Genomic DNA, 13,844 nt, shown 5'->3' with positions numbered 1-13,844 from the left:
TGATGACGGATCGCACCGAACTCACGCGTCTATCGGCGGTCGCATTACGTCGCCTGATAGGCGCCAAGGCGATTTCGCCGGTCGAGCTGCTCGAGGCGTGCATCGAGCGCATCGCAGCCGTGAATCCCGCCGTGAATGCCATTACCGCCACCGGCTTCGATGCCGCGCGTCGAGCGGCCAAGGCCGCCGAGCAGGCCGTGATGGACGGCAAGCCGCTCGGTTTGCTGCATGGCTTGCCGCTCGGCGTGAAGGATCTCGAAGACACCGCAGGGTTGCTCACGACCTATGGGTCGCCGCTCTCGCGCGGCAACGTTCCGGCGCGCGACGTCGCGCTCGTGGAGCGCCTCAGAGCGGCAGGGGCGATCGTCGTCGCGAAGACCAACGTTCCGGAACTCGGTGCGGGGGCGAACACGCGCAATCCGGTGTGGGGCGCGACGGGCAACCCGTTCGATCCCGCGCTCAATGCCGGCGGTTCGTCGGGCGGCTCGGCCGCGGCGCTCGCGTGCGATATGTTGCCCGTTTGCACGGGCTCCGATACCGGCGGCTCGTTGCGCATTCCCGCATCCAAGTGCGGGGTGGTCGGCTTTCGCCCCTCGCCGGGCCTGGTGCCGAACTCGCGCCGCCTTCTCGGCTGGACGCCGATTTCGGTCGTCGGACCCATGGGGCGAGACGTTGCGGATACCGCGTTGCAACTCGCCGCCACCGCGGGTGAAGCGATCGCCGATCCGCTGAGTTATGCCGTCGATGCGCTCGCGTTCGCGTTGCCTCCCGCGATCGATCCCGCGACGCTGCGCATTGGATATACCGAGGACTTCGGCTGTTGCGATGTCGATCAAGGCATCCGCGCAACGTTTCGGGCGCGCATGGCGGAACTCGGGCGCATCGTTCGCTCGTGCGAGCCCGTTGCGTGCGACCTCGGCGACGCGCATCGGTGCTTCGATATCATTCGCGCGGAGAGCTTCGTTGCCGGTCTTCACGAGACGTATGCACGCGATCCGAATGCGCTCGGACCGAACACGCGCGCGAACTATGAAATGGGCGCGAAGATGTCGCTGGCCGATAGCGCGTGGGCGCAGGCCGAGCAGACACGCATCTTCCGGAGATTCCAGGAGGCGTTCGCACGATACGACGTAATCGTTTCGCCGACTACGCCCGTATCCCCGTTCCCTTGGACGCAGTTGTACGCGACGGAGATTGAAGGTAAGCCGCAGGAGAACTACTATCGGTGGCTGGCGCTGACCTATGTCGTGACGCTGACGACGCACCCCGCGCTCGCATTGCCGTGCGGCGTCGATCACGCGGGCATGCCGTTCGGCTTGCAGATCGTCGGGCCGTTTCGCGCAGACATGAAGACGCTCGCCGTTGCGCAGGCGCTCGAGTCGGCTTTCGCAGCCTCGCCCACATTGCGTCGGCCTTTGCCCGATCTCGCGCGCCTTGCGCAACCCAATCCGGCGCTGAAGTCGATCGTGACCGCGCCGCCTATTGTCGACTCGGCCGGCGGCGGCAGCGCTGGTCTTTCCATGGTGTAACGATGATCGATCCGATCGAACGACCGAATGTCAACTCAATGATGAGCGAAGCCAAGCAATGAAGTTCGATATCGTCGTGCTGGGCGGCGGCATCGTCGGCGTCTCGGTGGCGTTGCAGTTGCAGCGCCGCAATCTATCGGTGGCGCTCGTGGACCGTCGAGCGCCGGGTCACGAGACGTCGTTCGGAAATGCCGGACTGATCCAGCGCGAAGGCGTCTACCCCTACGCATTTCCGCGCGATCTGGCGTCGCTCGTGCATTACGCCGGCAACCGCGCGACGGACGTTCGCTACCATCCCTCGGCCGTGCCGGCTCTGTTGCCGTTTCTCTATCGGTATTGGTACCACTCGCGCGCCGATCGGCATGCGAAGATCGCGCGCGCCTATTCGACGCTGATCGAGCACTGCATCGCCGAGCATCGCGCGTTGATCGATGCGGCGGGGGCGCAATCGCTGGTGCGCAATGGCGGCTGGATCAAGGCGTTTCGCACCGAACGCGTCATGCTTAAGGCGCTGGCGGAGGCGCAGCGGTGGCATGCCGAGTACGGTGTGGAATACGAAGCGCTCGATCGGTCGGCATTCCAGGCGGCCGAGCCGGCGTTGAACTCGGTGCTGATTGGCGGGGTTCGTTACCCGTCGTCGGATTCGGTTAGCGATCCGGGCGGGCTCGTCACCGCTTACGTGAAGCTGTTCGAGCGAAGCGGCGGCACGGTGTTGATCGGCGACGCCAATACGCTCGAACGATCATGGCGCGTCACGACGGAGCATGGGCAAATCGAGGCGGCATCTGTCGTCGTCGCGTTGGGACCGTGGTCGAAAGAGGTGGCGCGCAAGTTCGGCTATTCGCTTCCGCTGGCCGTGAAACGCGGCTATCACATGCACTACGCGGCACGAAACGGCGCGCGGCTGAACCGTCCCGTGCTCGACGCCGAGATCGGCTATTTGATCGCGCCGATGGCGCGCGGTATTCGATTGACGACAGGCGCTGAATTCGGTCGTCGCGATTCGCGTAAGACGCCCGTGCAACTCGATGCGGTCGAACCGATTGCGCGCGCGGTCTTTCCGTTGGGTGAGCGGGTAGACGATGACCCGTGGCTGGGCTGCCGTCCGTGCACGCCCGACATGATGCCGATCATCGGCCCGGCCGCGAAAGAAAAGGGCCTGTGGTTCGCGTTCGGCCACGCGCATCATGGGCTGACGCTCGGGCCCGTGACGGGGCGGTTGATTGCCGAGATGATGACAGGCGAGCGGACGGTGGTGGACCCCACGCCGTTTCGCGTCGAGCGGTTTTGAAAGACGATTCGATGCCTATTGCTTCATCTCGCTCCCAAAGCTCTCCGCCAACCAATCCCGCATCATCCGATACGAGCGCGCCGCCGCTTTCTCGTCGTACCGGCAATTGCCCGTCTTGCCGGTCGCTTCCGTCTCCGTGAAGCAGTGCACGACATGCCCGATCTCGACGAACTGCCAATCGGCCGGGCTCTGCTTCATTTGCTCGGTGAACTTCGGCACGTCGGGCATGGTGAAGGCGTCGTCGGAGCCGTTGATGGCCAGCACGCGGGCCTTGATACGCGAAGCGAGCGAGGGGTCGTCCGTGCTCAAATCGCCATGAAATGCAACCACGGCTTTGGCGTCGGCGCCACTGCGCGCAAGGTCGAGCACCACCGCACCGCCGAAGCAAAATCCGATGGCTGCGAGACGCGAAAGATCGATCGGCGCATGCGCGGCCTCGGCCTTAAGTTGATCGAAAGCTTTGTCGATGCGTGCGCGCATCAGATTTCGATCCTGATAAAGCGGCGCGACAGCCGCCTTCGCTTCCGCGTCATTTTTCGGCCGCACGCTTTCCCCGTACATGTCCGTCAGCAAAATGACGTAGTCCTTGCCGGCGATTCTTTTCGCTTTTGCAATAGCGATATCGTTGACGCCGGTCCAGTTCGGCACCATCACGAGCCCTGGCCGCTTGGCTTGAGTTGCATCGTCATAAACAAGCAAGCTCTTGAAAGTCGTACCGCCCAACGTCCAGCTAACGGGTTGGGCGACCATTTTCGCGAGGGCCGACGTTGAAGCGAGAACAGCGAGCAACGCAACGGCAAGACGCACGAATCGCATGGCGGATGTCTCTCGGTAGGGTGAACGATGAATGGCGGGCACCGGTGGCGCGCGGCCTTAGCGAGCGGGCCGTTGGCTCAGCCAGATGCTTCCGATCACGAATCCTACACCGGCGATTTGAATGGGGCTAAGCGTTTGATCAAGGAAGGTCCAGCCCAAAGTGACCGCCGTCAACGGGCTGATGAACAGCAGCGGCGAAACCGCCGTGGCGTCGAGTCGAGCGATGCCCCGAAACCAGAGCACGTACGTGAGCGCCGCCCCGATCAACCCGAGCCATGCCAGCGCCGCGAGATTGATCGCCGTCGGCGCAGGCAGTGTCGGCGCAAACGCCAAAACGACCGGTACCAGCAATATGCCCCCGGCAGTCAATTGCCACGCCGTGAAGGTAAGCAGCGACACGGGCGGTTGCCACTTACGCGTGAGGATATTGCCGACGGCCATGGACGCCGCGCCCGCAAGGCCGGCGGCGATCCCGATCGAATCGAGCGCGGCGCGCGGCGTCAACACGAGCAACGCGACGCCGGCGACGCCAAGCAACGCGGCCAAGATGGATAGAGGGCGAATAGCGCTCGAAAGCAACAGCCTCGCCAAGAAGACCGCGAATAGCGGTTGCACTGCCGCAACCGTGCCCGCCACACCGCCTGGGAGCCGGTAGGCCGCGACGAACAGCATGCTCAAAAAGATCGAGATATTGAGTGCGCCCAGAACGAAGACGCGCCACCACCAGATGCCGCGCGGCAGTTGGCGCACGATGAGGAGCAGCAACAACCCGGCCGGCAACGCGCGCAGCATCGCGACCGTCATCGGCGAAAAATTAGGCAGAAACTGAGTCGTGACGATATAGGTGCTGCCCCACACCATAGGCGCGATCGCGGTGAGCAGCACATCCTGGCCGGTGGTTTTCATGCGATGACCAGCACTTCCGACAGCGGGCGACGCGGCTTTTGCGGCCAGTTGCCCGGCGCGGCGCGACCCACGCAAACGAGCATGACGGGCACTTCGTCGGCGCCAAGTGCAAACGCGCGCGCCACGCCTTCGGCGTCGAATCCCCCCATGGCTCCCGAGACGAAGCCCATCGCTTCGGCGGCATAGATCAGCGTAGCTGCGCCGAGGCTCGCCGAACGCACGGCTTCATCGCGGGCGTCCCGAGGGTTCGCGTATTGCGCTCGCGCACCGTCTTGCCAACTCGACGATGTCTCCGCCGTCATATGGCCGCTTTCGACGAAAGGGCTCAGTCTTTCATGGATACGCAGCGCATCCGGCAGTTGCCCGCAGACGATGAACGTGACAGCGGCGTCGGATACCTTCGCTTGATCGTAAGCAAGCGCGCGTAACGTGGCTTTCGCTTCGGGCGTCTTGACCGCCACGAACCGCCAGTTCTGCAAGTGATATGCGGTCGGCGCGCGCGTCGCGAGACGCACGAGTTCGCCGATCACCGTATCCGGCAATACGTGGGTCGCGTCGAATCGGTTGGCCGAAACACGTCGCTCGATCAGTGCGAGCATGGCGTCGATCTTCATTCCTATCCTTTCCTAAATGCGGTCGCATCAGGATAAGGATTTCACCCGAAAATGATAATGCGCGAGGCGGAAGAAGATCATTCACTGGCAGTGAATGATTAAAAGCCCGATTGGTGGCATGGGTGCGCTTAGGCCTGACGCCTCGTTGATCCGAAGGCATCAGGCCCGAGCGACGGATTCACCCCTTCGTCGCCCCGAACGTGAGTCCCGCGACGAAATGCTTCTGCATGGCGAAGAACATTGCCACCGACGGCAACGCGGCGAGAATCGACCCGGCCGAGACGAGATTCCAAGCGGTCGTCCATTGGCCTTTGAGCGCGGCCACGCCTACCGTGATGGGCGCGGCATCGTCCCCTTGCGTGAGGCACAGCGCCCAGAAATAGTCGTTCCACACGAAAGTGAAGACGAGAATGCCGAGCGCCGCCAACGCCGGTCGAATCAACGGCAGCACGATCCGAAAGAACACGGTCCATTCGTTCGCGCCTTCGATCCGAGCCGCTTCGATCAGCTCGAACGGCAACTGTTTGATGAAGTTGCGTAGAAACAGCGCGCAAAAGCCGGTTTGAAACGAGAGATGAAACAGGATCAAGCCGCTAACCGTGTTGTACAAGCCGAGGTGCAATGACAAGTCGCGCACCGGGATCATCAGCACTTGGATCGGCACGAAGTTTCCCGCAACGAACGTTGCGAACAGTGCGGAGTTTCCGGGGAACCGATAGACGGCAAGCGCAAAGCCCGCCAGCGCCGCCAGTGCGATGGCGCCGGCCACCGCGGGCAGCGTGATTTGCACGCTGTTCCAGAAGTAGTGCAGCATGGGCGATGTCGTGAGCGCTTCCCGATAGTTCTCGATGAGCGAGAAGTGCTTCGGCCATCCCCAATAATTGCCTTCGCTGAGTTCTTCCGTGGATCTTATCGAAGTCACCATCACCGCAATCATCGGCAGCAGCCAAATCACGAGCGCGACCGGCAGCGACAATTGGTAGGCGCGGCGCGATACGGGCTTCCATTTCTCGACCGGCATGGGAAACATAATCAGCACTCCTTAACGTTCGTTCCTGAGCAACCGGCGCAAGTGATAGACGATATACAGCAGCATGATCGCAAACAACACCACGGCGATCGCGGCGGAGTAGCCAAGCCGGTAGTATTTGATCGCCTGGTCGTACATGTAGTAGGCGAGCACGGTCGAGCTTTCGAACGGTCCGCCGCCCGTCATGACCGAAATCAAATCGAAGCTGCGCAATGCCCCGATGACGGTGACGACGATCGCCATGAACGTCGTGGGCCTTAATTGCGGAAGGATGACGTGCCACAGCAACGACCATCCTTTTGCGCCTTCCATGCGGGCCGCTTCGATCTGCTCGCTGTTGAGCGTCGTCAGGCCCGTGAGGTAGAGAATCATGCAGTACGCCGTTTGCGGCCACAGTGCGGCGAGGATGATGCCAGGCGTCGCATATCGAGGATCGCCTAGAACGGGAATGCCGTGCCCGACGATGAGCGCGAGCAGCCCGAACGTGGGGTCGTAAAACCACGAGAAGATGAGGCCGACCACGACGCCCGACAGCACGAACGGTGCAAAGAACAGCGATTTGACGATGCGGATGCCGGCCACGGCTTGATTCAAATACAGCGCGATCGCAAGGCCCATCGGCGGCGCAAGCAAAAACATCGCGAGCCAAATGACGTTGTTTTTCAGCGCGGTGTAGAAGGTCGCGGCATGGAAGAGCTCGATGTAATTGGCGAGCCCCACGAACGTCGCATCGGTCATGCCGTCCCAGCTGTAGAAACTGAGGCGAATCGTCGACAACACGGGCCAGATGACGTAGATCGCCACCATCAAGCAGGCCGGCGCGAGAAACAGGCATGCCGCGCGGCGCTGCTGGCGCGCGGTCGGCGACGCGCGGCGGCGCCCGCGCCCGGCAGGACGGCTCGCGCGCGGCGTCGGGGAAACGCCATCGCCCGGCGCCGGATTGGCGGCGCTATCGGAGCGATGAGTGACGAGGTGAGACACGGCAACCTCCTGATGGAACTAAGCGTGCGCGCGCGACGGGGATAGCGAAGCTAATCGACGTCGCGCGCGATCACGCGCTTACTTCTTATAGATGCGTTGCCGAGTCTGCTCGAGTTGCGCCAGGATCGCGTCGAGCTTGGTCGGATCGGACACGAACTGCTGCATCCCCTTCATCCCTTCGTCGGCCATCTCCTTGGTCATGTCGCGATCGTAGAACTGCGCGATGCCGCCCTTCGTATTCGACAGAATTTGGAAACCGATCTTCGAAATCGGATCTTCCGGCTCCGGCGATTTGCTGTTCGCAGACAGCGAGCCAAGGCCTTTCCCGAGTTGAGCGCCGATCTCCGGCGTTTCGGTGAACGCGAGGAAGGCGTGAGCATCCGCCTTGTTCTTCGCCTTCGCCGGAATGTTGAGCGTTTCGACGGGGCCGTCCTCGGCGGTCGGCACGTTCGCGTCGATGATCGGGAATTGGAAGTAGCCCATTTCGGACTTCACGGTCGGCGAGAAGCCCCCCGTGATGAACGTGCCCATCAGCATCATCGCCGCTTTGCCTTGGAACAGGAACGGCTGCGCGGCATCGAGATCGTAGGAGAGCGAGTTGTCGATGAAGTAGCCCGCATCGAGCAACTGCTTCCACGTGGTGTAGACCTTCTTCACGCGCGCGTCGGTGTAGGGCACTTCGCCGGCCATCAGCTTTTGATGGAAAGCGTTGCCGTTCAAACGCAGGTCCAGATAGTCGAACCAGCCGGCCAGTGTCCACGCGTCGCGTCCGGCCACGGCGATCGGCGTGATGCCGGCCGCTTTCAGCTTTTTGCAATCGTCGAGGAAGTCGTTCCAAGTTTTCGGCTCGCCGGTGATGCCGACCTTTTGGAACAGATCTTTTCGATAGAACATGCCCCACGAGTAGTAGACGGTCGGCGCGGCGTATTGCTTGCCCTTATACGACGATGCTTCCTTGGTCGACGCGTACGTGTTGTCCCATCCGTTCTTGGCCCAGTCGCTCGATAAGTCTTCGAACAAACCGCGCTGTGCGTAGTACGCCATGCGTTCGCCGTCGTGCCAGTTCACGATGTCGGGCGGCGCCGTCGTCAACCATGCCGGAAGCTGCACTTTGTACGCTTCTTCGTCGATGAACGCCACTTTGACATCGGTGCCGGGGTGGGTCTTCTTGAACTCGTCGATCACTTGAGTCCAGACCGCGCGTTGGCTTGCGCCCTTGAACGCGATGTTCACTTCGAGCGTGCCGGCCTGAGCGGCCGTGGCGAGCGCGCCCGTCGCGACGGCCGAGGCGAGCGCGACGGCAGCGAGCATGGTGCGGGGTTTGTACGTCATGCCTGTCTCCTGTGTTTTACGTCGTTGTCGGTGCTACGTTTGGGTCCGGTTTGCGCTGCATTCAGCGGGGCTCTCGACGAGGCGTTCGGTAGGCCGCGACGCCTTGCGCTTCGATATGGTGTGCGCCGATCACGAAAGCATCGTCGGGTATCTCCGCCGGTAACCGATACGCGTCGGGGCCGTAGTTGAACACCCACGTCAGGCCGCCGCGCCGGCTCATCCGCACGGCGTCGCCCAGATGTTCGGGGGCGAGACCGGCTTCATGGGCGATGCGGGCGAAGAGCGCTTGAGTCGATGCTTCGTCGAACAGACTTGCCAGGTAATGCACGGCGCCGTGCTTCACGTAGGCGGGATGACCGTCGGCGAAAGCCGCGCGAACCTGAGGGGCCTGCGCGTCGCCACGGGCGCTGACATCGAGCAGATCGCGCCAGTGCCGCGCATAGCCCTCGGGTACGCTGCCGCTGAAGCTGACGCGCGAGGTGACGTTGGGCCGCATCGATTCGACCCGCCAGACGCGCGCGGGAAGCAGCGATGCGAGTGGCCCGGGCGGCAAGTTGGCGGGGATTTGCAAATCGGCGGTCTTCGATCCGGTGCGCGGCCCGAGGACGACATGCGCGCGCGTGGCTTCGAGCCGCCGGACCAGATCGTCGGAGACGACGGGCAGCGGCGGCACGACGATGAGCTTGTAACCATCGAGCGGCGCGTGCGTCGAGACGATATCGACGTCGAACCCGAGTGCACGCAGCGCCGAGTAGTATTCGACGGCGAAACGCGGGTAATGAAAATCCACCCCTTGCGGCTGCACTTCGAACAGCCATTTGGCTTCGTAATCGAATACGAGCGCGACGGGCGTTTGCACTGCGCCCGCGGCATCGGCGTCGGCTGCGATGACCGCGCGAATCTCTTGCGCGACGCGCTGCGCTTCGCTGCCGCCGATGTCCAACTGGTTATCGGGCGTGTGCAGTCCCGCATGCATTTGCTCCTGTGCAAACGGGGCTTGGCGCCAACGGAAGTACGACACGCAGCCGGCGCCGTGGGAGAAGGCTTCCCAACTCCACAAGCGCACCATTCCCGGAAGCGGCGCGGGATTCCATTTCGCCCAATTGACCGGGCCCGGTTGCTGTTCCATCACCCAGAACGGCAGCTTCGACATGCCGCGGTACAGGTCGTGATTGAACGATGCGAAATCCGGGTGTCCGGTGCGCAGGAATTTCGCCTTGACCTCCGGCTCGTACCATTGCTCTTCGAGCGCGCCGAGCGGATAGCTGTCCCACGAGGCCACGTCCAAATCGTCGGCAACCTTGTAGTGATCGAACTCGGTGAACAACTGCATGAAGTTGTGCGCGATGGGACGACCGGGCGAATGCTTGCGGATGATTTCCACTTGCATGTGGTTATAGCGCTTGACCTCATCGGAGGCAAAGCGCCGATAGTCGAGCCGGTGCGACGGATGCGCTTCGGTGACGGTGCCGATCGGGGCGTCGATTTCTTCGAAGCTGCGATATTCCATGCTCCAGAACACCGTGCCCCAAGCGCGATTGAGCGTATCGACGTTGCCATAGCGCGCCTTCAACCAGGCACGGAAACGCGCGAGCGCGGCGGGCGAGTAGCTGACGACGGTTTGATGGCAACCGTACTCGTTGTCGGTTTGCCAATAGGCGACAGCCGGGTGCTGCCCATAACGCGAAGCGACGGCTTCGCAAATCGCTTTCGACGCTTCGAAATAGGCGGGCGACGAAAAATCGTAGTGGCGGCGCGATCCGAAACCCCGGGCTCTTCCGTCCGCGCCGACGGGCAGGATGCCGGGGTGGCGATCGATGAGCCACTTGGGCGGCGTGGCCGTGGGCGTGCACATGACGACTTTGAGGCCCTCGGCGGCGAGCGTATCGATCGCGCGATCGAGCCAACCCCAATTGAATTCTCCGGGCGCCGGTTCGATGCGGCTCCAGGCGAATTCGGCGATCCGCACTTGGTCGATGCCGAGCGCCTTCATTCGCGCAGCGTCCTCTGTCCACATGGCTTCGGGCCAGTGCTCGGGGTAATAGCAAACGCCTAGGCGCATTCGTCGGTCCTCTTGTCGTTGTCGCTTATGCATGTTGTTCGATGGTGTCGAGCGGAGCGAGGGCGAAGCCGTCTTCGCCGAAAAGGTGGCAGGCGCTCGCCGGTGCGCAGAACCGTGCGCGCTCGCCTTGCTTTAAGCGTGCATCGCCGGGCGCTTTGGCGATCAGTGCTGCGCCGCCCGGTTGCTCGAGGTGCACGTAGCTGTGTTCCCCGAGCGCTTCGACGAGGGAGATAGGGCGTGCGAGCGTAATGGCGCTGGGCTCGCTTGCTTGCGTTGCTTCGCCCTGCATGGGTTCGAGATGCTCCGGCCGCACGCCGAACGTGACCGGCGCGCCGATGCTTAGATCTTTGCCTTGCAACGGCAGCCGCACGGATTCGCCGCCGCCGTCGAGCGTGATGGCGATGCCGTCGGCATCGATCGAGGCCACCTTTGCCGGAAGAAAATTCATGCGTGGCGAGCCGATGAAGCCCGCGACGAATTTGCTCTTGGGCCGGTGATAGAGATCGAGCGGCGCGCCCATTTGCGCGATGCTGCCGAAGCGCTCGGTGTCGTTGCCCGCGTGCAGCAGCACGATTTTGTCGGCGAGCGTCATCGCTTCGATCTGATCGTGCGTCACGTAGACGACGCTGGCATTGGCGAACTGTCGATGCAGCCGTGCGATTTCGATGCGCGTCTGTCCACGCAAGGTGGCATCGAGATTCGACAGCGGCTCGTCGAACAAGAAGACGCCGGGCTCGCGCACGATCGCGCGGCCGATCGCCACGCGTTGACGTTGGCCCCCGGACAGCGCTTTCGGATGCCGATCGAGAAGCGCGTCGAGTTGAAGGATGCGCGCGGCGTCGCGCACTTTCCGATCGATCTCGGCCTTGGGCGTCTTGGCGAGCTTGAGCCCGAAGGCCATGTTCTCGTAGACGGTCATATGCGGAAACAGCGCGTAGCTTTGAAAGACCATCGCGACGCCACGCTGCGCGGCAGGGACGTCGTTGACGAGCTTGCCCCCGATCGACACGTCGCCGTCGGTCACGTCTTCGAGGCCGGCGATCATGCGCAGCAAGGTCGACTTGCCGCAGCCGGACGGGCCGAGGAAGACACAAAACTCGTTCTTGCCGATCTCGAGATCGACGTCGCGGATCACCGGCGGACCGTCGCCGTACGCCTTTTGCACGCCACGTAACGAAATGCTCGCCATCGCCTCGTCTCCATGTTTTAATCTGCGCGTCGTCGTAGGTTAAGCGCTTAATCAACTCGCTTAGCCCAGGGCGACCATGCGATGCGCAGTGGCCGCTCCTCCGAAGATGCGTACTGAATGTGCGGGCAATCTTGCCGCGATCGCCGCGATCACGCAAATGCTGAATAACCGTCCCATTTATTGAGCAGATATGCCGACATTGAATGAAGTGGCTTTGCGCGCCGGCGTGACGTCGGCGACGGTCTCGAACGTGCTTCGCAACAAGGGGCGTGTAGGCGAGAAGACGCGCCAGCGTGTTCTCGATGCGATTGCCGAGTTGGGTTACCGGCCGCATTTGCCGGCGCGCGCGTTGGCCGAGGGACGCGCGCCCACGATCGCGCTGATGGTGTCGAGCATCGCGAACCCGTTCTACCCGGAGTTCGCGCTGGCGGTGGAGAACGCGCTGCGTCGCCAGGGGCGGTTCCTCATCATCTGCAACACCGACGGCGATCCGCAGACGGGACGCGCATACCTCGATCAAATCGCGGGCACGCTATCGGAAGGTGTGCTGGTAATGAATGCGAACCTCGACTTCGAGGATTTGCGGATGACGCAGTTGCGTGGCGCGCCGGTGGTGCTTTGCATGTGGGAGCGGCCGCTCGACCCGCCGGGGCTGCCGTGCGTCGCGGTGGATTTTCGTTTGGCCGGGGAATTGGCTGGGCAACATTTGTTGTCGCTCGGCCACCGGCGGATTGGGGCGATCGTCGGCAGCAAGGTATACGGGATTCATGCGGCGCGCTATGACGGATTCCTCGATGCGATGCGAGCGGCTGGCCTCGATGGCCGCGCAGCGCCGGTGCTTTACGCGCCCGATACGACGCAGGGCGGCTATGCCTCGGCGCTCGATTTGCTGAGCCAGCATCCGGATCTGACGGCGCTGTTCACGACGAACGATTTGCCGGCGCTGGGGGCGATGCAGGCAGCGGCCGATTTAGGTCTGTGTGTTCCGCGCGATCTATCGGTGATTGGCATCACCGATATTCAGCTTGCGCGAGAATCGCGACCGGCGTTGACGACGGTCGCGGTGCCGACGGTGGAGGCGGCGGAACTCGCGGTCGCGTCGCTTCTCGAATTGATCGAAACGCCTAGGCGTCGGGAGGAAGGGGCGCCTTCGGGGGAGGTTCCGATGAGCGTGACTTCAGAGCCGCATCTAGTGGAGCGTGCCTCTACGGCGCCGGTTCGCGGCGCGGGGCATGTCGGCGCGTGCGGCGAAGGCTAGCGGCGGGCGACGCGTGCCCGCCAAACAGTGTCATCGGAAGGCACGGCTTGAAGACCGAAGCGCCCAGCCTTCCGCCTAGGCGTAAAGCCCTTCAAAGATAGAACATCCGATCCTCGTCCGACTTCGCCGCGTGCGGCTCGGCCTCGCCGCGGTCCTCATAAAACTTGAGCACCGCTTCGAGCACTTGATCGGGATCGTCGATCACCTGCATGAGGTTGATGTCTTCGGGGTTGATGAGCCTCATCGGCACGAGGGCGGTTTCGAACCAATGCAGCAGCCCCTTCCAGAATTCGCTGCCGACGAGAATGATCGGCACGTGCCGCGACTTCTTCGTTTGAATCAGCGTCAATACTTCGGCCAGTTCATCGAGCGTGCCGAAGCCGCCCGGCATGACGATGACCGCATCGGAATTCTTGACGAACGTGACCTTGCGCGTGAAGAAATGGCGAAAACGTAGCGTGATGTCTTGCCATTGGTTACCCGATTGCTCGTGCGGCAGCTCGATGTTCAAGCCCACCGACGGCGCCTTGCCCGCATGCGCGCCTCTGTTGGCCGCCTCCATGATGCCGGGGCCGCCGCCCGAGATGACGGCGAAGCCGGCATCGGACACCTTGCGCGCGATTTGCGTCGCGAGTTTGTAGTAAGGCGAGTTCGGTTTGAGGCGCGCCGAACCGTAAATGCTTACGGCCGGGCGGATCTCCGAGAGGTACTCGGTCGCCTCGATGAACTCTGCCATAATCGTGAACATCTGCCACGACGCGCGGGCCTTCTTGGCCGTCGCGCGTTCTTGATCTGCGAGCGATCGCAGACTCGGAATCACTTTTCTCTTGTTCATA

At 62.7% G+C, this 13,844-nt stretch carries 12 protein-coding genes; 3 read left to right on the top strand and 9 right to left on the bottom strand.

Annotation, left to right across the window (positions count from 1 at the left end):
- Window positions 1-2 precede the first annotated feature (2 nt).
- Together MMB74_RS23600 and MMB74_RS23595 are read left to right on the top strand one after the other, a co-directional pair.
- The gene (locus MMB74_RS23600; RefSeq protein WP_277431083.1) at window positions 3-1,529 is read left to right on the top strand and encodes an amidase family protein; all 1,527 of its coding nucleotides are present in this window, start codon (window positions 3-5) and stop codon (window positions 1,527-1,529) included.
- Window positions 1,530-1,587: 58 nt separating this feature from the next.
- A complete protein-coding gene (locus tag MMB74_RS23595) occupies window positions 1,588-2,820 on the top strand; it encodes an FAD-binding oxidoreductase (protein ID WP_277431082.1) in 1,233 nt (410 codons plus the stop codon).
- A gap of 15 nt (window positions 2,821-2,835) precedes the next feature.
- Here the strand turns inward: MMB74_RS23595 and MMB74_RS23590 are convergent, their stop codons facing one another.
- The 8 genes from MMB74_RS23590 to ugpC all read right to left on the bottom strand — a co-directional run bounded on the left by MMB74_RS23590 (window position 2,836) and on the right by ugpC (window position 11,750).
- Window positions 2,836-3,636, bottom strand: a complete 801-nt coding sequence (locus MMB74_RS23590; protein WP_277431081.1) for a dienelactone hydrolase family protein — start codon at window positions 3,634-3,636, stop codon at window positions 2,836-2,838.
- Between the two features lie 57 nt (window positions 3,637-3,693).
- Complete coding sequence (locus MMB74_RS23585) at window positions 3,694-4,542, bottom strand: EamA family transporter (protein ID WP_277431080.1); 849 nt, start codon at window positions 4,540-4,542, stop codon at window positions 3,694-3,696.
- Window positions 4,539-5,156, bottom strand: a complete 618-nt coding sequence (locus MMB74_RS23580) for a nitroreductase family protein (RefSeq protein WP_277431079.1) — start codon at window positions 5,154-5,156, stop codon at window positions 4,539-4,541. The genes MMB74_RS23585 and MMB74_RS23580 overlap by 4 nt, the downstream gene beginning before the upstream one ends.
- Window positions 5,157-5,334: 178 nt before the next feature.
- Complete coding sequence (locus MMB74_RS23575; protein ID WP_277431078.1) at window positions 5,335-6,186, bottom strand: carbohydrate ABC transporter permease; 852 nt, start codon at window positions 6,184-6,186, stop codon at window positions 5,335-5,337.
- Window positions 6,187-6,198: 12 nt separating this feature from the next.
- Window positions 6,199-7,167 (bottom strand): sugar ABC transporter permease, encoded by a 969-nt coding sequence (locus MMB74_RS23570; RefSeq protein ID WP_277431077.1) that lies wholly within the window; start codon window positions 7,165-7,167, stop codon window positions 6,199-6,201.
- Window positions 7,168-7,245: 78 nt separating this feature from the next.
- Entirely contained in the window at window positions 7,246-8,499 is a 1,254-nt protein-coding gene (locus MMB74_RS23565; protein ID WP_277431076.1) for an extracellular solute-binding protein, read from the bottom strand.
- 61 nt (window positions 8,500-8,560) lie between these two features.
- On the bottom strand, window positions 8,561-10,561 hold the full coding sequence (locus MMB74_RS23560) for a beta-galactosidase (RefSeq protein ID WP_277431075.1): 2,001 nt from the start codon (window positions 10,559-10,561) through the stop codon (window positions 8,561-8,563).
- A 25-nt stretch (window positions 10,562-10,586) separates the two neighbouring features.
- Complete coding sequence (gene ugpC, locus MMB74_RS23555) at window positions 10,587-11,750, bottom strand: sn-glycerol-3-phosphate ABC transporter ATP-binding protein UgpC (RefSeq protein WP_277431074.1); 1,164 nt, start codon at window positions 11,748-11,750, stop codon at window positions 10,587-10,589.
- A 190-nt stretch (window positions 11,751-11,940) separates the two neighbouring features.
- Between ugpC and MMB74_RS23550 the strand changes: the two genes are divergently transcribed.
- Window positions 11,941-13,008, top strand: coding sequence for a LacI family DNA-binding transcriptional regulator (locus tag MMB74_RS23550; RefSeq protein WP_277431073.1), 1,068 nt, complete (start codon window positions 11,941-11,943; stop codon window positions 13,006-13,008).
- Between the two features lie 91 nt (window positions 13,009-13,099).
- Here the strand turns inward: MMB74_RS23550 and MMB74_RS23545 are convergent, their stop codons facing one another.
- Window positions 13,100-13,843, bottom strand: a complete 744-nt coding sequence (locus MMB74_RS23545) for a TIGR00730 family Rossman fold protein (protein WP_277431072.1) — start codon at window positions 13,841-13,843, stop codon at window positions 13,100-13,102.
- Between the last annotated feature and the right edge of the window lies 1 nt (window position 13,844).

This window comes from Trinickia sp. Y13 (assembly GCF_029522115.1).
In the GTDB taxonomy this organism is placed as follows: domain Bacteria; phylum Pseudomonadota; class Gammaproteobacteria; order Burkholderiales; family Burkholderiaceae; genus Trinickia.
The sequence above is the reverse complement of the archived record's forward strand: the minus strand, read 5'-3'. Positions and strand labels throughout refer to the sequence as shown.